The sequence below is a fragment of the Haloarchaeobius baliensis genome (assembly GCF_052060055.1).
In the GTDB taxonomy this organism is placed as follows: Archaea; Halobacteriota; Halobacteria; order Halobacteriales; family Natrialbaceae; genus Haloarchaeobius; species Haloarchaeobius baliensis.
This window is the reverse complement of the sequence record NZ_JBPPFR010000001.1, coordinates 1,866,946-1,882,940: the sequence shown is the minus strand read 5'-3', so window position 1 is coordinate 1,882,940 and position 15,995 is coordinate 1,866,946. Positions and strand designations below refer to the sequence as shown.

Sequence of the window (15,995 nt, the reverse complement as noted above, 5' to 3'; positions counted from 1 at the left end):
CCGGGAGGGAAAAAGCCGCCTACTCGTCGCTCCGGCCGACGAACGCCTTGTACTTCAGGTCGTCGTCGCGCAGCTCCTCCAGGATGCGTTCGACGAGGACGCCCTTCGGGTCGTGCAGGCCGGCGACGCGCTCCTCGAGCTCCTCGAAGCTCTCGAACGGTTTGCGCTTCCGTTCGTCGAGGATGCTGTTCCGGAGCTTCTTCCCGATGCCCGGCAGGAGGTTCAGCTGATGGAGCCGGAGCGTGATGGGCTGGGCGTCGTTGTAGAACGCGACGAAGCGGTCCTCGTCGGCCTCGACCATCTCGGCGACGACGTACTCGAGCTCCGACTGCGCCCCCGAGGAGATGTCCTCGAACTCGACGTTACGGACCCGCTTCAGGGTGTCTCCCGGCGGGTCGACGGCCACCTCGTCGTCGATGGCCACGTCCGGCGTCTCGGAGAAGACGACCTCGAACAGGCGGAAGTCGCGGGTGCCGATGGCGTAGGCCAGGGGCTCCCGGTCGTATCCGGCCCGCCCGTCACTCGAACGGCCGTTGGGGAAGATGTCGAGGACGACGGCGTGGACCGCCGCCTCCGCCTCGCGTTCGGAATCGCTCATTCTAGGTACAAGGTAGGGGAGGCGCGTATTTAAAAGATGGCGACGGGGTGCCCGGTTCAGGCGTACTTCGCGACGACGTTGAGGATCTCGTCCAGCTCGTCGCCGTCGAGCGTGTAGCGCTCCTGGGCGTACACCGAGCGCAGTTCGGTGCGGTCCTGCGGGAGCAGGTTCGCGATCTTGTACGCCGTCGCCTCGTCGACCTTCTCTAATGCCTGCAGCTCGTCGACCAGCTCCTGTGCTTCCTCGACCTCGAGCACGGCGAAGCGGTTGACGTGCTCGATGGCCCGCGCCAGCTCGTACTGCATCTCGCGTTCCTCGTCGAGGGCCCTCTCCTCCTCGATATCGGCGAGGAGCTCCTTGACCTTCGGGACGGTCACGTACTCCTCGTCGAGCTTTTCTTTGAATATCGTCATGCGATTACTGCTGGGCCTTGAGGTGTGCTGCCGCGACGATGAGGGTCTTCTCCTTGCCGCCGTCCGTGATCTGGACCTTGAACGCGGCGCCCTGTTTGCCGACGACCTCGCCGGTCTGGCCGTCGAAGCGCGGGTGGTAGCGACCCTTCTGGACCGAGGGGTCGATCTTCAGGTGGACCTTCTGGCCCTCGTCGTACTCCTGGATCGCGCGCTGCGGCGGCGATGTGCCCCGCTCGCGGGGGTGGTTCTTGAGCTTGTTCCGCGTGTTCTTCATGGGTCCGTTGGAGTTGGGCATAGTCGTACACCTCCCTTGTCTCGTCGCCGTTATAAATCGCACGTTGTTCGACTGCCGAAACGCCCGGATTCGGCTCGGAGACGCGGCCGGTCGGTCATCGGGCCACGGCGGCACGTGCCGTGTGGTGGTCAGCCGCGGTGTCGTCCTTAACGTCATTAAACAGTTGGAGGACGTTCATCCACCCCAATCTCTTTGAACGTATAGCAAGAAAGGCGTATTAAACTCGGCCGAATATCCATCTACAAGCAAAGACAATGACCGAAACAGAATTATATTCGCTAGAAACTGGGCGCTCGGTCGAGAGGTGTGTCTCGGAACCGTCCGAAGGACCAGACCGCCCGCCGAAGTCGTTCCTCGACGCTCGCGGGCGCTACCTCCAGCTCTCGGTCGGCCACGGCCTCTCGGACGAGACCTACGACGCGCTCGTCGAGCTGTACGACGCGTTCGACCCGAGCGATCGGGCCCACGGCCTCCCGCCGCTCGGGACCGGGAACATCCGCGACTGGCTCGACAACCTGCGTCCCGGCCTGCACGTCGTCGCGCGCCACGACGGCCGGGTCGTCGGCCACGCCGTCCTCATGGAGGTCCGCGACGACGATGCCCACGAACTCGCCATCTTCCTGCTCGGCAACTACCACCACGCGCGCATCGGGACCCGGCTACTGGAACGCTTCTGCTGGGAGGCCGGCCGCTACGGCATCCCGGCCATCACGCTCTACGTCGAGGCGAGCAACCGGCCCGCGCTCAACCTCTACCGGTCCATGGGCTTCTCTGGCGAGTACGTCGGCCACGGTGAGCTGGAGATGCGCCGCGAGCTGTAGCCGCCCAACGCAAGAGTAACCAGTCCGGGGGGCGATGCCCCGCCTATGGACGACGACGACGCATTCCGCATCGAGACGCGCTCCATCCACGCCGGGCAGGAACCCGACGAGGAGACCGGCGCGCTCATGACGCCCATCTACGCGAACTCCACGTACAAGCAGGACGGCCCGGGCGACCACCGCGGCTACGAGTACTCCCGTACTGCGAACCCGACGCGGACCGACCTCGAGGCCAACCTCGCGAGCCTCGAGGGTGGCGACCACGGTCGCTGCTTCTCCTCGGGCATGGGTGCCATCAACACCGTACTGAACCTGCTCGAATCCGGCGACCACGTCGTCACCGGCGAGGACGTCTACGGCGGCACCCATCGCATCTTCACGCAGGTGTACGAGGACTACGACCTGGAGTTCTCGTTCGTGGACATGACCGACCTCGACGCCATCGAGGCGGCGATGCAGGACAACACCGAACTGCTCTGGCTGGAGACGCCGACGAATCCGCTGATGTCCATCGTCGACATCGAGGGCGCGAGCGAGGTCGCCCACGAACACGACGCGCTCTGTGCCATCGACAACACGTTCGCGACGCCGTACCTCCAGCGCCCACTCGAACACGGTGCCGACATCGTGAGCCACTCGCTGACGAAGTACCTCGGTGGCCACTCCGACGTGGTCGGCGGCGCGCTGATCACGGACGACGAGGCCCTCGACGAGCGCATCGGCTTCTACCAGAACTCGGTCGGTGCGACGCCCGGCCCGCACGACTGCTTCCTCGTCCTCCGCGGGACGAAGACCCTGCCCGTCCGGATGGACCGCCACTGCGAGAACGCCCGCGCCATCGCCGACTGGCTGGCCGAGCACGACGCCGTCTCCGAGGTGTTCTACCCCGGCCTCGACGACCACCCCGGTCACGAGGTCGCGGCGGCGCAGATGGACGACTTCGGCGGGATGCTCAGCTTCGAGGTCGACGGCACGCTCGAACAGGCCAGCACCGTCGTCAGCGAGACCGACGTGTTCACGCTCGCCGAGTCCCTGGGCGGCGTCGAGAGCCTCATCGAACAGCCCGCCGCGATGACCCACGCGGCCATCCCGAAGGAGGAACGCCTCGAAGCCGGCCTCACCGACGGGCTCATCCGCGCCAGCGTCGGCATCGAGCACGTCGACGACCTCACCGCCGACCTCGAGCAGGCGTTCGACGCCGCCGACCTCTGAGGCGACGCCGTGGGACCCGCCAGCGACCCCGCCGACACCAGCGACTCCGCCGACACCAGCGACTCCGCCGACACCAGCGAGTCAACCGCCCTCGTCGTTGGTGCGACCGGATTCCTCGGGAGCGCCGTCGCCGCGACGCTCGCCGCCGACGGAGACGTCGTCGTCGGCACCGGCCGGGACCCGTCGGCAGCGACGCCCCACGCGAGCGCCCCCTTCGAGTTCTTCACCGACGACGCCCACGAGCTGCTCGCCACCGTCGAGCCCGACGCCGTCGTCTTCGCGGCGGCCGTCGAGCTCGGCGACGACGACCGCTCCCTCCGGAGCTTCCGGAACGCCGTCGACCGCTTCATCGCCGCGGTCGACGACCACGACGCCCGCCTTGTCTACGTCTCCAGCGACGCCGTGTTCGACGGTGACCGGGACGCCACGTCCAGCGACTACCGCCACCACGACCCGCGGAGGCCGGTCTCGCCGTACGGTCGCCGTCTCGCCGTCTTCGAGGACCGCGTCCTCGGGGCCGGACTGGACGCGCTGGTTGTCCGGCCGAGCTACCTCTCCGGGGTGGCGCCGACCGGCCTCGACGACCGACTCGCCGCAGCGCGGGAGGCCCTCGACGCCGGCGAACCCTACCCCCGGTTCACCGATATGTTCAGGAGCCCCGTTGCGGTCCACGAGGCAGCGCGGGCGGTCGTCGACCTCGCTCGGTCGGCCGCCGACGGTGTCGTCCACCTCGGTGGCCCCCGGACCAGCGTGTACCAGTTCCACCGCGACGCGCTCGCCGCGCTGGGCGTCGACACCACGACCCTCGTCGGCGAGTCGATGGCGGGCGACCATCCCCGCGACCGCTCGCTCGACTGCCGGCGGCTCGTCGACCTGCTGGGCTGGCGTCCCTCGCCCATCGCCGACGCCCTGGCCGGCGTGGACCCGGACGGGGCCTTCGACCCCGTTCCGAAGTCGGCACAACGGCTATCCGCCTCCCGGTCGCAGACCGAGACATGACACCCGACGGCGTCCACACCTTCAGCTTCGAGTTCGAGTTCGGCGGCCGCGAGCTCACCGTCCACCCGACGGCGGTCGAGACGGACCACGGCCTCGTGCTGCTGGACGTCGGACTTCCCGGCGCAGCCGGCCAGCTCCGGGACGCCCTCGCCGACGTCGGCCGCTCCCTCGACGACCTCTCGATGGTGCTCCTGACCCACCACGACGGCGACCACGCCGCGGGGCTCGCCGAACTGGCAGGCGAGACGCCGCTCATCGTCGTCACACACGAGGACGAGGCCCCCTACGTCGACGGCCGGCGACACCCGGTCAAGGCCGACCCGGACGACGAGCGCTACCCGCCGGAGACGGTCGACATCGAACTCACCGGCGGCGAGACGTTCCACACCGCCGCCGGGCCGATGTGGGTCGTCGAGACACCCGGGCATTCGCCCGGCCACGTCGCGCTCTACTTCCCCGACCAGCGGTTCCTCGTCGCCGGTGACGCCCTGACGAACGACAACGCGGGTGCGGACAGCTTCGGCGGTCCGAAACCACATTTCACGCCCGAGATGGACGTCGCCATCGACTCGGTCGGTCGCCTCGCGGAACTCGACGTCGAGACCACGCACTGCTACCACGGCGGCACCGCCGACGCCGGGACCGAGCGCATCGCCGCCATCTACGACGAGCGACGGAGCTGACCGTGTCGGACTCCACGTCCCCGGATCGGGGGAGTCTCCGCGACGAGTTCGTCGACCCGCGGCTCTTCCTGTTCGTCGTCAGTATCGCCGCGGTGTCGGTGGTCGCCGACCTCCTCGGGGTGGGTGTCCTCGGGGTCGACACGCCTGAGGAGGCGATGACGACCGTCCTCGTCATGACCGTCGGCTCCTACGTGGGCGTCGTCGTGATCGACGTCCTCTGGCGGCGCGTCCTCCCGCGCTGACAGCGATGGCGCCGCGGCTACGGCGCGGACAGCTGGTCACCGTACGGTGACCGTGAGAACGGATGGGGTCGGACCGAACTCAGATGCGGCCGACGTTCTCGACGGAGACGGACTCGACGCCGTCGACCTCGGTGAAGGCCTCCTCGACGGCCTCGGTGCCACCGGCGTCGTCGGGCACGATGACGGTCGGGAACAGCGCGACCAGACCGAACGCGACGTCCTTGCGCTCGACGCCGTTGATCTTCGCGCCCTCGGGCAGGGAGTTCTCGAGACGCTCCTGGAGCTCGTCAAGGTCGATGTCCGGGCTGTTCGGCATGACCTTGATCTTGGCTGCGACCTTCCCCATCGTTACGGCCCCTCGAACCCGCAGTCGGGACAGTTGTACAGGTTGCTCTGCTTGCGGCACTTCGCGCAGCGGTAGATCTGCGCACCACAGTCCGGGCACTTGAACGCGGCTGCGTTCGTCCCCGAGATGTTGATCCCACAGGAGACGCAGGTGCGCCGGGCGCGTTGGTTCGACTCGCTCATACCGCTGGTTTCCCGCCCGTCGGTTTTAACGGTTGTCTTTCGACCTTACAACGCGAGCGGAAGGAGAAGGACGCCCATGCAGTACACCCGACGCGTGCGGAGCCGAACGGGCACCAGCCCGACCAGTGTCGCGGCGACGAACAGCACGGCCCCGGCCGGTCCGGCGAACGCGACCGAGAGCACGAGGAGCAGGCAGAGGGCGGCGACAGAGAGCCGCCGAGAGTCCACGCGTCCCACGAGCGACAGGTAGCGGTCGCCGACCGTGACGACGAGGACGGTCCCCGCCGCTCCGGCGACGACGACCGCCGCCAGCGCGACCGGGAGCGACGGCACACCACCGACACGGTCGACGGCCACCAGCACGCCGGTTCTGGGAGCGCCGAGCGCCACGAGCGCGAACAGCGCGAAGACGCCGTTTGCGGTGTTGACGCCGCTCGTCGCCACGACGTATCCCCGGTCGCCCGTGTCGGCAGGCAACCCCGCCAGCGCCGCCGTCGCCGCGATGGCACTCGACACACCGGGCAGGTAGCCCACGGCCCCGCCCGCCAGAGCACCGGTCCCGGCAGCGACACCCACCGAGCGTCGGTCGACGAGCAGTCGGGCATCGGCCTGGGGCGGGACGCCACCGCCGTCCATCGCGTCGAGCAGCACGGGCGCACCGAACAGCCCCGCGAACAGCGGCGTGAGCACGCTCGCCGGGAGCGGCGCGCCGGGTTCCATCGGCAGCGCGACCGCCCCGAGCGCACCCGACAGGCAGAGGACGACCACCCCGGCCAGCCGCGGCCACCACGACGGCTCGACGGCGAGTGTCAGGACCACCACCGCCGCGAGCACCAGCGAGAGGTGCGCGAGCAATGTGGGGTAGACCGCGGTCATGAACTCGGTCAGGGGGACCGCGAGCGGGACTGCCAGTACGAGCGCGGCGCCGCTCCCGAGTGCCGACAGCCGGAGCGCCTCCCGGCCACGGCCGCCGAGGACGAGCCGATGCCCGGGCAGCGCCGACGCCGCCATCGCCGCGTCCGGCACTCCGAGTGCGAGCGCTGGCACCACGTCGAGGAAGGTGTGCACCACTCCGGCCGCGAGCATCGCCGCGACGACACAGGCCGCCGGCGCCGGAACGGACGGTGCCACCGCTGCCAGCAGCAGGGCGAAGTTGTTCGCGTGCAGCCCCGGGGTCAGCCCGCTCGCCGTGCCGAGACAGACGCCGGCGAGGACACACGCCAGCAGGCGCAGGTCGGCGAGCACGCCGGCGGTGGCGAGCGGTGCGGTCGGACCGACCGCGACTGGCGGGAGGGACGGCTCCATCGCCGACTCTGGTACCGTCCCGGTATATGAAGGTCCGCCTCCGATGGTCGCGACGGCTGTCGCTTCTCGGTGGCTGCGTCGAAAGAATGCGCGGTTCGTGTGGCGCGACTTCAGCCGAAGAGGCCGCCGAGACCCTCGGCGCCCTCGTCGGAGACGTCGTCGTCGTCATCGTCGTCGTCCGTCGTGTCCGGCACGTCGGAGACCTCCTCCTCCTCCTCGTCGCCTTCGTCGTCGCCGCCCTCGTCAGCCGGGGCAGCGCCGCCTGCAGCTGCGCCGCCGGCGGGGACAGCGGCCGCCTCCGAGACGGCCTCGTCGATGTCGACGTCCTCCAGCGCTGCGACGAGGGCCTTGACGCGGGACTCCTCGACGTCGACGCCCGCTGCGTCGAGCACTGCGGTGAGGTTCTCTTCGTTGATCTCTTCGCCCGATTCGTTCAGGATGAGTGCTGCGTAAACGTACTCCATTGTGATTATCCGAACATGTTTCCGAGGCCCGCTGCGCCGTCCTCGTCGTCGCCGTCGTCTTCGTCGGCGTCGTCGGCGTCAGCCTCCTCGGTGGTGTCTTGGTCGTCGTCCGATTCGTCTTCGGCTTCTTCGGTCTCCGCCTCCTCGGGTGCCGCAGGCTCGATGTCCTGCAGCTCCTCCGGAAGCGCCTCGGGGTCGTCGAACGCTGCCGCGAGCGCGCGGACCTGCCCGTCCGCCTTGCGGACGAGGTCGTCCATCAGCTCGGGGCTCTCGACGGAGGCGTGCAGGCCGAGGCTCTTGGCCTCGCCCGTCGCCTTCGCGATGAGCGTCGGCACGGTGGCCGTCGTCGGGTAGGACGCGTTGACGGAGAGGTTGCGTGCGCGTGCCGCTGCCGTGGACACGTCGCTGCGGTAGGCCTCGATGTCGATGTCGAGGTCCTCGGGGTCGAACATGACGCCATCAGAGTAGACGGCGCGCAGGTCGAGCCCGACCTCCTTCGGCTCGATGCCGAGTTCGCTCAGGACGTTCGCGAGCCCGTCAGAGACCTCCTCGCCGGCGCTCAGGACGTTCGAGTCCTCCGTGACGTGGATGGACCCGTCCATGATGCGTGCCGCCGCACCGACCTGCTGGAGTTCGCCGACGAACGGCCCCGGGTCGACACCGGTGTCGCCCTCGGGGATGACGATGTCGTTCGGCGCGACTTCGCCAGCGTTGATGGGTGCGGGGGTCTTGCTCGCCTCGAGCACCTTGTACAGCGCGAACGGGTTGTCGTCCGTGCCGATGAGGCCGACCTGGCCCTCGATGTGCTCTGCGAGGTCTTCGATACCCTCGTCGACCTCGTCGAGTGCACGCTCGAGCAGCGTGTTCCGGCTCATCCGGAGCTTCGTGTCCGGGTAGAGGTCCGCGCGCATCGCCTGGAGCTGACGGCTCGGGATGCCCGCGACGTTGACGACGCCGACGCTCTGGAAGGACTCGATCATCTCGACCAGCTCGTCGACCTCCTCGACCTTCCACTGCGGAAGGTTCTCGGTCTTGCGCTCGGCTCCGGCGCTCATCAGGCGCTCACCTCCACGGACGGCCCCATCGTCGTCTTCACGTAGATGGAGTCGATGTTGAGGGGGCCCTTCTCGAGGTTGGCCTCCAGCCGCCGGATGATGACGTCGATGTTGTCGGCGATCTCGTCCGCACCCATGTCCTCTGCACCGACACGGGTGTGGAACGTCCGCCGGTCACGGCTCCGGAGCTGGACGGTGTTCTTCATGCGGTTGACGGTCTCCACGACGTCCTCGTCGAGGCCGAGCGGTGTCGGCATCTTCCCCCGCGGACCGAGGATGGTCCCGAGGTGGCGAGCGACGTCCTGCATCATGTCCTCCTGTGCGATGAAGAAGTCTGTTTCGTCGGCGAGGTCCTTCGCGGCGTCGTCGTCACCGCCCAGGTCCGCCAGTTCGTCGCCGCTGAACACTTCGTCAGCGACGTCCTCCGCTCGAAGGCCGGTTTCGCCTTCGGCGAAGACTACGATCTGGGTTTCCTGACCGGTGCCCGACGGCAACACGACGGACTCGTCGATACGTTTCGACGGGTCGTTGAGGTCAAGGTCGCGCAGGTTGATCGCGAGATCGACCGTTTCGCGGAAGTTCCGCTGCGGGCCGTCCTCGAGTGCGCGAGAGACTGCTGTGACTATATCCTGGTCTGCCATCGTTCACCTCCGTAGTACGCGTAGTGCTCCTACGGGTCAGTGAAACAGGCGAAGCCTGTCTCACGTAGGCCGTGACGGAGTGCAAACTTAAAGCCGTCGAACCAGTCTGGCGGTGATTCGGGCAGTTTGCAGGGTGAGGCCGTGGAAACCAACGTGCCGGACGGCGGCCGTGGCGCCCGTGCTCGGCGGACCGAAGGCCGACGGCACCGACGACCACATCACGTGACGTTATCCAGACATCGGCATGTCATACCACGGTACGTGGGCCGACTGCCCCGGGCTGGCACGCGGTCGATACGCGTTCTCTACCGGGGCGTAACGTGCAACTACCTGAGCACGAACGGGCCGGAGCGCTTTTGTCGCTCTGTAATCTGTCCCCACTGAAGCGGATGGGAGACACCACAGACGCACTGGACGACCACATCTCGCGTGCCATCGTCGACGGCACGCCGTACGAACGACTACGCGCACGACGCTACAGCCTCTTCTCGGGGACAATCTCGTCGAAGCTCCGACGCCAGGGGTTGGTCCTCGCGACGCTCGTCGCCACGGTCCCGGCGCTCGCCGCCGCCACCGCGACGGCGAAGGGCGGCACGACGTGGGCGGCGCTGTTCGCGTCGCCGAAGCTCGCCATCCTGGGGCTGTTCGCCGTCGGCGTCGAGACGCTCGCGGCGACCGCACTCTTCGCCATCGCGGCCCTCCGGCTCCGGCAGGAGGTCGTCGACGAGCGCACCGCCCACCGGCTGCTCAACGTCGAGGACATGGCCGCCATGCTCGGCCTCGGCACCGGTGGGCTCGCCGTCGCCCTGGTCGGCCTCTACGCCGTCGTCGGCGTGCTCGCACCCGACGCGCTGGTCGGCCTCCAGCCCGCTCAGGCCGGTGGTCCGTTCTCGGCGTCCGGGACCGGCGTCCCCCTGGCCGTCATCGCCGCCATCGCCTCGGTGCTCGCCGTCGTCACCGTCGTCGGTGGCGCCCTGCTCCGGGAGCGGCTGTCGTAGCCGCCGGCCGGTTGCGTGGCCGCCTCGTGGGAGACACCGGTCGCTGACGCTCGATGCATCGCTCCGTTACCGGTCGTGGAGAATCGGAGAATCTGGGTCCGCTCGCTGTTCGAGTTCGCGGATTACGCTGCAGCTTCGTCGGCGAAGGTGTCGTCGTACTCGCCGTCGTCGATGCGCTGCTTGAACTCGCGCGGGTTCTCGCCCTCGATGGTGACACCGAGCGAGGTGCACGTCCCGACGACCTCCTTCGCGGCGTTCTTCAGGTCGTACGCGAGCAGGTCCGACTGCTTCTGGTCGGCGATCTGCTTGACCTGTTCGACGGTGAGGTCGGCGACGAAGTTCTCCTGGGGCTCACCGCTGCCGGTGTCGAAGCCGGCCTCGTCCTTGATGAGCTCCGCGGTCGGCGGGACGCCGACCTCGATGGTGAAGGAGCCGTCGTCCTCGTACTCGACGGTGACGGGCACTTCCGTGCCGTCGAACGCGGCGGTCTCCTCGTTGATCTGACTTACGACTGCCTGCACGTCGACGGGTGTCGGACCGAGCTCGGGACCGAGCGGCGGGCCAGGGTTGGCCTGGCCACCCGGAACGAGCACTTCGATGGTTCCAGCCATGCGTGAACGAATCCGTGCGCGAGTTTTAAGGATTGTCTTTCGACGCCGGATGTTGGGGGTTGACATGGGACACCCACCGACGGCCGTCACGATTTCGTGATTGGCAAGTGTTATATGAAGGCCGTTCTTGAGAGAGTGGAAACTGGTACTCTCACATGAAACTGGCAACCGACCCCACTCCGAACGAACGAGACGCAGCGATCAGCACCCAGTCCGGCCGGACTCTCCGCCCGTTCGACCCAGACCCCGACGCGGTCGACCTGGCGGACCTCGCCCACGGCACCGCGAACGTCTGTCGCGCCGCCGGGCAGTCGCGGTTCTTCTACAGCGTGGCCCTCCACTCCCTCTACGTCAGCCGCGAACTCGAACGCGCCGGCGCGGACGAGCGGACGCAGCTCTACGGCCTGCTCCACGACGCCTCCGAGGCGTACGTCGCGGACGTCCCCGGCCCGCTGAAGAAGCACCTCCCGAACTACAGGCGCGCCGAGGAGCGCGTCCAGGACGCCATCTGGCAGGCGTTCGAGGTCGACCCCCCGACCGACGAGGCGTGGGCGGCGGTCAAACGCGCGGACGGCCGGCTCCAGCGCTACGAGCTGCCGGTCCTCATCCCCTCGCAGGAGTGGGAGGGCGACCGACCCGCGCTCGGCTACGACCTCCGGCTCGACGCGACCGACGACGTACCAGCGCTGTTCGAGTCCCGCGCGACGACGCTCGTCGAGGCGACCCACGCGGTTCGCCCGTAGTCACTCAGTTCTCTCCCGTCTCGACGGCCGAATCGAGCCACTCCTCGAACGGCGCCGACGCCTCGGTCACGTCGAACCGCTCGATCGCCGGCACGTCGTAGGGATGGAGCTCCGTCACGCGCGCCATCAGCTCGTCGCAGGCGTCGTCGGTCGTCTTCGCGAGCAGTATCTCCTCGTCGTCGTCGTGGACCTCGCCGTCCCAGCGGTACGTCGACCGGCAGCGAACGCGGTTGACGCAGGCTGCGAGGCGCTCCTCGACGAGCTGGCTGGCCAGGTCTGTCGCGGCGTCCGGCGGAGCGGTGATGTAGACGGTGGGCATGGCTATCTCTCCGGGCGGGTGGGCAAAAACGACCCGGGTCTGCAGGACCTGGGTCAGGCGCTCGTCGTCGTGTCGCCGCCGTCACCGTCGCCGTCCTCGACCCGGAAGTGCTCGGCCGGGCCCGCCGACGCGGCCGTCCCGGCGACGATGGCATCGCAGTTGTCGACGACGAACGAGAAGCCGTCGGCGTCGGCGGTCTCGCCACCGACACGGAGGCTCGCGTTGCGTGAGTAGGACTCATCGGGACAGGATTCGGTCGGCCAGTCGTACGTCGCGCTGGCGTCGGTCGGGAGCGTCGCCGTCACCGCGTACTCGCCGTCCCACCCGGCGACGTTCTCGAACTCGGCTGCCTGCCCGCCGTCGAGCTCGTACGTTCCCGAGACGAGCGTCTCGTCCGTGTCCGTCCGGCGGAGCTCCACGTGGATTCGCAGCGTCTCGTCGCGGAGGTTCGCGAGGTAGAGGTCGTGTGGCGTGTCGCCGTCGCTCGGTGTGGTTCCGTCGTTCGGCGTGCTGTCGCCGTCATTCGGCGTGGTTCCGTCGTTCGGCGTGCTGTCGCCGTCGTCGTCGGGCTCGTCGGTGGAGCCGCCGTCCAGCAGTCCGGTACAGCCGGCGAGTGCAGTGGCGGCCGCACCGACGGTCGCGAGGAGGGCACGTCGCTTCATGCTCGGACGAACGAGAGGGACAGATAACGGTCTTCTGCTAGCTGAAACCGCTGTTTCAGCCCGTTCGACTACTCTCCGACGGGGTTGAACGTTCCGTTGATGTCCCACTCGTGGATGCAGAATCGCTGGCCGACCTCGCCGTCGGTCACCCGCCAGGACTCGGCGTCCCCGTCCCAGTGCTCCTGTCGGCCACACCGCTCGCAGGTCCGGGCGGTCGGTCGCTTCAGTTCCGTCATACTCCCAGTGGGACGGCGAGGCACAAAAGCTCACGCGCCCCCGGCAGGTTTCTCCCACCGGTAGACCCAAGGGCGGGCCGAGCGTCGTTCCGACCGTTATGGTGAAGCTCGTCAACCTCCTCGTCCGGCAGGACGACATGTCGCACGAGGAGTTCGTGGAGTACTGGTACGAGGAACACGTTCCGCTGGCCAAGGAGCTACCCCACGCGAACAGGTACGTGACGAGCGTCCCGACGGCCCCGGAGCGCAGCGAGTACGACGGCATCGTCGAGCTGTACTTCGACGACATGAGCGACCTGCAGGCCGCCTTCGAGTCCGAGGTCGGCCAGGAGGTTCAGGCCGACCTGGCGAACTTCGCGAAGCCCGACGCCGGACCGACGCTGTACGTCGACGAGACCGTCCAGATGGACGGCGACGAATGAACACGGCCGAACGAGTCGTCGATACGCTCTCCGCGCTCGGCACCGAGTACGTCTTCGGCTACCCCGGCGGCCGCGTCATCGAGGTGTTCGAGACGCTCGCCGATCACGACGAGATAGCGGTCGTCCGCCCGCGCGACGAGCGCGAGGCGAGCGTGATGGCCGAGTCCTACGGCCGCATGACCGGCCAGCCGGGCGTCCTCGCGGGACAGGGCCCGTGGATCGGGAGCCTCGGCAACATGGGCCAGATGGAGGCACGCCTCGCCTCCTCGCCGATGGTCGCAATCACGGAGGCCAGCGAGCGCGGCGACTACTCCACGCTCGCCCCGTACCAGCAGTCGCGCGGCGACTACGGCGGGCTCGCCCTGCCGAAGATCCTCGACGGGGTCACCAAGGAGTGGTGGTTCCCCCGGAGCCCGACCGAGACGGTCCGCTCCACGCAGCTCGCGTTCAAGCACGCGACCGCCGGGAGACCGGGGCCGACCGCCGTCATCCTCGACGGCGACGCCGTCAGCGACGAGTTCCCCGAGGACAGCGTCCCGCCTGTCTGGGACGACGAGCGACAGGTGCAGAACTGGCAGGCCCAGCCGACCGACGCGGACGTGGCCGACGCCGTCGAAGCGCTCGAATCCGCAGACAGGCCCGTCATCATCTCGGGCAACGGCGTGCACGCAGCCGACGCGTACGACGAGTTGCAGGCCGTCGCCGACGCCTACGACGCGGTCGTCGCCACCTCCTACCTCGGCAAGTCGACGATTCCGGAGGTCCACGACCGGGCCGCCGGGGTCATCGGCTCCTTCGGTCACGAGGGTGCGAACCAGGTGGTGAGCGAGGCGGACACGCTGCTGGTCGTGGGCTGTCGGATGAACCCGATGGACACCAACTGGCAGGCCACGTCGTTCATCCGCCCCGACGAGCAGACCATCGTCCACGCGGACATCGACACGCGCAACGCGGGCTGGGTGTACCCGGCCGACGTGGGACTCATCGGCGACGCTACCGAGTCGCTCGCCGCACTCGCAGACGCCGGTGGAAGCGAGAACGGCTGGGCGCTCGACCGCGCGGCCGAGGCCCGGGAGGACTTCTCGGTGCCCGAGTGCGAGTCCGACGACGTGCCTATCATGCCCCAGCGGGCGTGCAAGGCCATCGAGAGCGTCGTCGACTCCGAGACGGTCGTCACCGCGGACTCCGGGAACAACCGGTTCTGGCTGCTCAACTACCTCCAGACGCCCGACACGGAGACGTACTACGGCTCCGGCGGCGTCGGCGGCATGGGCTGGGCGGCCCCCGCGGCGGTCACCGCCGCGCTGCTCGGCAAGGACGCCATCGGCGTCGCCGGTGACGGCGGGTTCACGATGACGATGACCGCGGTCGAGACGGCGGTCGACCACGGCGTCGCGCCGACGTTCGTGATACTCAACGACACGAGCCTCGGGATGGTCCGCCAGATGGACGACTCCATCCCCGGCGTCGAGTTCCACGACACCGACTTCGTGCAGGTGGCGGAGGCACTGGGCGGCGAGGGCCACCGGATCACCGACCCCGCGGCCCTCGAACCGACGCTCCAGGAGGCGAAGGCCAACGACGTGCCGACGGTGCTCGACGTGCGCATCGACCGCGAGCCCGACATGGCCGAGACGCTCCAGTCGTCGTTCTACGCCGAGGTCGGCGGCCTCCACGAGTAGCGCTCGTACGCCTCGTTCGGCCGGGAACGGCGGACGCGGCTGCCCTCACGAGAACCTTTTTGGCCGGCCTCGGTGAACGTTCCGCCAATGTCGGATTCGACCGTCCTCGTCACTGGTGGCACCGGTTTCATCGGGTCGTACGTCGCGAAGGACCTGCTGGACCACGGGCACGACGTCGTGGCCTACGACCTGTCGACGGACCCGCGCATCCTGGAGAAGCTCGGCATCGCCGACGACGTGGCGATCCGCCGTGGCGACGTGAGCGACCCGACGGACGTGGTGAACGCGGTCGCCGAGACGGACACGACCCACATCATCCACCTCGCCGCGCTGCTGACGAACACGGCGGAGTCGAACCCGCGGGCGGCGATGCAGGTGAACATCGAGGGGACGAACAACATCTTCGAGGCCGCGCGCACCCTCGACGACCAGGTCGAGCGCGTCGCCTGGGCATCTTCGGCTGCGGTCTACGCCCCGCCGGCGAACTACGACGACGGTGGGGACTGGTGGGTCACCGAGGACGACCTCGTCTACCCCGACACGCTGTACGGCGCGACGAAGGAGTACAACGAGCACCAGGCCCGGGTGTACAACGAGGAGTTCGACGTCGACCACGTCGCCATCCGGCCGACGGTCGCCTACGGCCCCTATCGTGAAACCGGCGGGAGCGCATTCCTGGCGAACATCATCGAGAAGCCCGCGGTCGGGGAGTCGTTCTCGGTGGAGTACGGCGACCAGGAGATCGACTGGCAGCACGTCGAGGACATCGCGCAGGCGTTCCGACTCGCGGCGTTCACGCCTGAGGACGACCTCAGCCAGCGCGTCTACAACGTCCGCGGCGAGCTCGCGTCCATCCGCGAGGCCGCAGAGACTGTCGAGTCCATCATCCCCGACGCCGACATCGAGGTGAGCGACGAGGGCGAGCTGCCGTGGACCCAGCGCCTGGACATGACGGCGTTCCAGGAGGACACGGGGTACGAGGTGCAGTACGACCTCGAATCCGGCTTCCGGAAGTACATCGACGTCCTCCGCGAGGAGGCCGGCCTCGAACCGCTGTAACCGGTCG

Annotated in this window: 23 protein-coding genes; 10 read left to right on the top strand and 13 right to left on the bottom strand. The window is 68.5% G+C overall.

From position 1 onward, the window contains the following. Window positions 1–19 precede the first annotated feature (19 nt). Genes ACSG06_RS09605 through ACSG06_RS09595 form a run of 3 tightly spaced genes read right to left on the bottom strand, consistent with a single transcriptional unit; the run spans window position 20 to window position 1,306 of the window. Window positions 20–598 (bottom strand): DUF655 domain-containing protein, encoded by a 579-nt coding sequence (locus ACSG06_RS09605; RefSeq protein ID WP_440990045.1) that lies wholly within the window; start codon window positions 596–598, stop codon window positions 20–22. 56 nt (window positions 599–654) lie between these two features. Next, the gene (locus ACSG06_RS09600) at window positions 655–1,011 is read right to left on the bottom strand and encodes an RNA polymerase Rpb4 family protein (protein WP_440990044.1); all 357 of its coding nucleotides are present in this window, start codon (window positions 1,009–1,011) and stop codon (window positions 655–657) included. A 4-nt stretch (window positions 1,012–1,015) separates the two neighbouring features. Continuing rightward, window positions 1,016–1,306 (bottom strand): 50S ribosomal protein L21e, encoded by a 291-nt coding sequence (locus tag ACSG06_RS09595; RefSeq protein ID WP_257300097.1) that lies wholly within the window; start codon window positions 1,304–1,306, stop codon window positions 1,016–1,018. Between the two features lie 254 nt (window positions 1,307–1,560). On the opposite strand from ACSG06_RS09595, the gene ACSG06_RS09590 reads away from it, so the two are divergent. The 5 genes from ACSG06_RS09590 to ACSG06_RS09570 are packed head-to-tail and all read left to right on the top strand — an operon-like array spanning window position 1,561 to window position 5,263. Continuing rightward, window positions 1,561–2,127 carry a GNAT family N-acetyltransferase gene (locus tag ACSG06_RS09590; RefSeq protein ID WP_440990043.1) on the top strand — a complete coding sequence of 189 codons (567 nt, stop codon included), beginning with the start codon at window positions 1,561–1,563 and terminating at the stop codon, window positions 2,125–2,127. Window positions 2,128–2,172: 45 nt separating this feature from the next. Continuing rightward, the gene (locus tag ACSG06_RS09585) at window positions 2,173–3,339 is read left to right on the top strand and encodes a cystathionine gamma-synthase (protein ID WP_440990042.1); all 1,167 of its coding nucleotides are present in this window, start codon (window positions 2,173–2,175) and stop codon (window positions 3,337–3,339) included. A gap of 9 nt (window positions 3,340–3,348) precedes the next feature. Further along, complete coding sequence (locus ACSG06_RS09580) at window positions 3,349–4,338, top strand: sugar nucleotide-binding protein (protein WP_440990041.1); 990 nt, start codon at window positions 3,349–3,351, stop codon at window positions 4,336–4,338. Next, window positions 4,335–5,021: an MBL fold metallo-hydrolase gene (locus tag ACSG06_RS09575; protein WP_440990040.1), complete on the top strand. Its 687-nt coding sequence runs from the start codon at window positions 4,335–4,337 to the stop codon at window positions 5,019–5,021. Before ACSG06_RS09580 ends, ACSG06_RS09575 begins: the two co-directional genes overlap by 4 nt. Before the next feature lie 2 nt (window positions 5,022–5,023). After that, window positions 5,024–5,263: a hypothetical protein gene (locus ACSG06_RS09570; protein WP_440990039.1), complete on the top strand. Its 240-nt coding sequence runs from the start codon at window positions 5,024–5,026 to the stop codon at window positions 5,261–5,263. 79 nt (window positions 5,264–5,342) lie between these two features. On the opposite strand, the gene ACSG06_RS09565 is transcribed toward ACSG06_RS09570, so the two are convergent. From ACSG06_RS09565 to ACSG06_RS09540, 6 genes are all read right to left on the bottom strand, one after another. Continuing rightward, window positions 5,343–5,609 carry an elongation factor 1-beta gene (locus ACSG06_RS09565; protein ID WP_440990038.1) on the bottom strand — a complete coding sequence of 89 codons (267 nt, stop codon included), beginning with the start codon at window positions 5,607–5,609 and terminating at the stop codon, window positions 5,343–5,345. 2 nt (window positions 5,610–5,611) lie between these two features. Beyond that, entirely contained in the window at window positions 5,612–5,791 is a 180-nt protein-coding gene (locus tag ACSG06_RS09560) for an HVO_2753 family zinc finger protein (RefSeq protein WP_089731760.1), read from the bottom strand. Between the two features lie 45 nt (window positions 5,792–5,836). Beyond that, complete coding sequence (locus ACSG06_RS09555; protein WP_440990037.1) at window positions 5,837–7,096, bottom strand: tripartite tricarboxylate transporter permease; 1,260 nt, start codon at window positions 7,094–7,096, stop codon at window positions 5,837–5,839. Window positions 7,097–7,206: 110 nt separating this feature from the next. Beyond that, the gene (gene rpl12p / locus ACSG06_RS09550; protein WP_440990036.1) at window positions 7,207–7,560 is read right to left on the bottom strand and encodes a 50S ribosomal protein P1; all 354 of its coding nucleotides are present in this window, start codon (window positions 7,558–7,560) and stop codon (window positions 7,207–7,209) included. Between the two features lie 5 nt (window positions 7,561–7,565). Beyond that, window positions 7,566–8,615, bottom strand: a complete 1,050-nt coding sequence (locus ACSG06_RS09545; RefSeq protein WP_440990035.1) for a 50S ribosomal protein L10 — start codon at window positions 8,613–8,615, stop codon at window positions 7,566–7,568. After that, window positions 8,615–9,256, bottom strand: coding sequence for a 50S ribosomal protein L1 (locus ACSG06_RS09540; protein ID WP_440990034.1), 642 nt, complete (start codon window positions 9,254–9,256; stop codon window positions 8,615–8,617). Before ACSG06_RS09540 ends, ACSG06_RS09545 begins: the two co-directional genes overlap by 1 nt. 389 nt (window positions 9,257–9,645) lie before the next feature. Here ACSG06_RS09540 and ACSG06_RS09535 point away from each other — a divergent pair, with 389 nt between their 5' ends. Beyond that, window positions 9,646–10,254 (top strand): hypothetical protein, encoded by a 609-nt coding sequence (locus ACSG06_RS09535; RefSeq protein ID WP_440990033.1) that lies wholly within the window; start codon window positions 9,646–9,648, stop codon window positions 10,252–10,254. 122 nt (window positions 10,255–10,376) lie between these two features. On the opposite strand, the gene ACSG06_RS09530 is transcribed toward ACSG06_RS09535, so the two are convergent. Continuing rightward, window positions 10,377–10,865, bottom strand: a complete 489-nt coding sequence (locus ACSG06_RS09530) for a 50S ribosomal protein L11 (protein ID WP_440990032.1) — start codon at window positions 10,863–10,865, stop codon at window positions 10,377–10,379. A gap of 155 nt (window positions 10,866–11,020) precedes the next feature. Here ACSG06_RS09530 and ACSG06_RS09525 point away from each other — a divergent pair, with 155 nt between their 5' ends. Continuing rightward, window positions 11,021–11,608: a hypothetical protein gene (locus ACSG06_RS09525; protein WP_440990031.1), complete on the top strand. Its 588-nt coding sequence runs from the start codon at window positions 11,021–11,023 to the stop codon at window positions 11,606–11,608. A 4-nt stretch (window positions 11,609–11,612) separates the two neighbouring features. Here the strand turns inward: ACSG06_RS09525 and cutA are convergent, their stop codons facing one another. The 3 genes from cutA to ACSG06_RS09510 form a co-directional block, all read right to left on the bottom strand. Then, a complete protein-coding gene (cutA, locus tag ACSG06_RS09520; RefSeq protein ID WP_440990030.1) occupies window positions 11,613–11,927 on the bottom strand; it encodes a divalent-cation tolerance protein CutA in 315 nt (104 codons plus the stop codon). A 53-nt stretch (window positions 11,928–11,980) separates the two neighbouring features. Further along, entirely contained in the window at window positions 11,981–12,589 is a 609-nt protein-coding gene (locus tag ACSG06_RS09515) for an Ig-like domain-containing protein (protein WP_440990029.1), read from the bottom strand. Window positions 12,590–12,657: 68 nt separating this feature from the next. Continuing rightward, a complete protein-coding gene (locus tag ACSG06_RS09510; protein WP_440990028.1) occupies window positions 12,658–12,825 on the bottom strand; it encodes an HEWD family protein in 168 nt (55 codons plus the stop codon). Window positions 12,826–12,923: 98 nt separating this feature from the next. On the opposite strand from ACSG06_RS09510, the gene ACSG06_RS09505 reads away from it, so the two are divergent. From ACSG06_RS09505 to ACSG06_RS09495, 3 genes are all read left to right on the top strand, one after another. Continuing rightward, complete coding sequence (locus tag ACSG06_RS09505) at window positions 12,924–13,247, top strand: EthD family reductase (RefSeq protein ID WP_440990027.1); 324 nt, start codon at window positions 12,924–12,926, stop codon at window positions 13,245–13,247. Beyond that, on the top strand, window positions 13,244–14,929 hold the full coding sequence (locus ACSG06_RS09500) for a thiamine pyrophosphate-binding protein (protein WP_440990026.1): 1,686 nt from the start codon (window positions 13,244–13,246) through the stop codon (window positions 14,927–14,929). The genes ACSG06_RS09505 and ACSG06_RS09500 overlap by 4 nt, the downstream gene beginning before the upstream one ends. Before the next feature lie 87 nt (window positions 14,930–15,016). Further along, entirely contained in the window at window positions 15,017–15,988 is a 972-nt protein-coding gene (locus ACSG06_RS09495; RefSeq protein WP_440990025.1) for an NAD-dependent epimerase/dehydratase family protein, read from the top strand. The last annotated feature ends 7 nt before the right edge of the window (window positions 15,989–15,995 follow it).

What these genes read in the sequence shown, in the direction of transcription:
- ACSG06_RS09585 (WP_440990042.1), top strand. Translation starts at nt 2,173, where the DNA reads ATGGACGACGACGACGCATTCCGCATCGAGACGCGCTCCATCCACGCC.
- ACSG06_RS09530 (WP_440990032.1), bottom strand. Translation starts at nt 10,865, where the DNA reads ATGGCTGGAACCATCGAAGTGCTCGTTCCGGGTGGCCAGGCCAACCCT.
- ACSG06_RS09510 (WP_440990028.1), bottom strand. Translation starts at nt 12,825, where the DNA reads ATGACGGAACTGAAGCGACCGACCGCCCGGACCTGCGAGCGGTGTGGC.
- ACSG06_RS09535 (WP_440990033.1), top strand. Translation starts at nt 9,646, where the DNA reads ATGGGAGACACCACAGACGCACTGGACGACCACATCTCGCGTGCCATC.
- ACSG06_RS09605 (WP_440990045.1), bottom strand. Translation starts at nt 598, where the DNA reads ATGAGCGATTCCGAACGCGAGGCGGAGGCGGCGGTCCACGCCGTCGTC.
- ACSG06_RS09590 (WP_440990043.1), top strand. Translation starts at nt 1,561, where the DNA reads ATGACCGAAACAGAATTATATTCGCTAGAAACTGGGCGCTCGGTCGAG.
- ACSG06_RS09545 (WP_440990035.1), bottom strand. Translation starts at nt 8,615, where the DNA reads ATGAGCGCCGGAGCCGAGCGCAAGACCGAGAACCTTCCGCAGTGGAAG.
- ACSG06_RS09560 (WP_089731760.1), bottom strand. Translation starts at nt 5,791, where the DNA reads ATGAGCGAGTCGAACCAACGCGCCCGGCGCACCTGCGTCTCCTGTGGG.
- ACSG06_RS09565 (WP_440990038.1), bottom strand. Translation starts at nt 5,609, where the DNA reads ATGGGGAAGGTCGCAGCCAAGATCAAGGTCATGCCGAACAGCCCGGAC.
- ACSG06_RS09505 (WP_440990027.1), top strand. Translation starts at nt 12,924, where the DNA reads ATGGTGAAGCTCGTCAACCTCCTCGTCCGGCAGGACGACATGTCGCAC.
- ACSG06_RS09495 (WP_440990025.1), top strand. Translation starts at nt 15,017, where the DNA reads ATGTCGGATTCGACCGTCCTCGTCACTGGTGGCACCGGTTTCATCGGG.
- ACSG06_RS09600 (WP_440990044.1), bottom strand. Translation starts at nt 1,011, where the DNA reads ATGACGATATTCAAAGAAAAGCTCGACGAGGAGTACGTGACCGTCCCG.
- ACSG06_RS09575 (WP_440990040.1), top strand. Translation starts at nt 4,335, where the DNA reads ATGACACCCGACGGCGTCCACACCTTCAGCTTCGAGTTCGAGTTCGGC.
- ACSG06_RS09515 (WP_440990029.1), bottom strand. Translation starts at nt 12,589, where the DNA reads ATGAAGCGACGTGCCCTCCTCGCGACCGTCGGTGCGGCCGCCACTGCA.
- cutA (WP_440990030.1), bottom strand. Translation starts at nt 11,927, where the DNA reads ATGCCCACCGTCTACATCACCGCTCCGCCGGACGCCGCGACAGACCTG.
- rpl12p (WP_440990036.1), bottom strand. Translation starts at nt 7,560, where the DNA reads ATGGAGTACGTTTACGCAGCACTCATCCTGAACGAATCGGGCGAAGAG.
- ACSG06_RS09525 (WP_440990031.1), top strand. Translation starts at nt 11,021, where the DNA reads ATGAAACTGGCAACCGACCCCACTCCGAACGAACGAGACGCAGCGATC.
- ACSG06_RS09595 (WP_257300097.1), bottom strand. Translation starts at nt 1,306, where the DNA reads ATGCCCAACTCCAACGGACCCATGAAGAACACGCGGAACAAGCTCAAG.
- ACSG06_RS09500 (WP_440990026.1), top strand. Translation starts at nt 13,244, where the DNA reads ATGAACACGGCCGAACGAGTCGTCGATACGCTCTCCGCGCTCGGCACC.
- ACSG06_RS09540 (WP_440990034.1), bottom strand. Translation starts at nt 9,256, where the DNA reads ATGGCAGACCAGGATATAGTCACAGCAGTCTCTCGCGCACTCGAGGAC.
- ACSG06_RS09555 (WP_440990037.1), bottom strand. Translation starts at nt 7,096, where the DNA reads ATGGAGCCGTCCCTCCCGCCAGTCGCGGTCGGTCCGACCGCACCGCTC.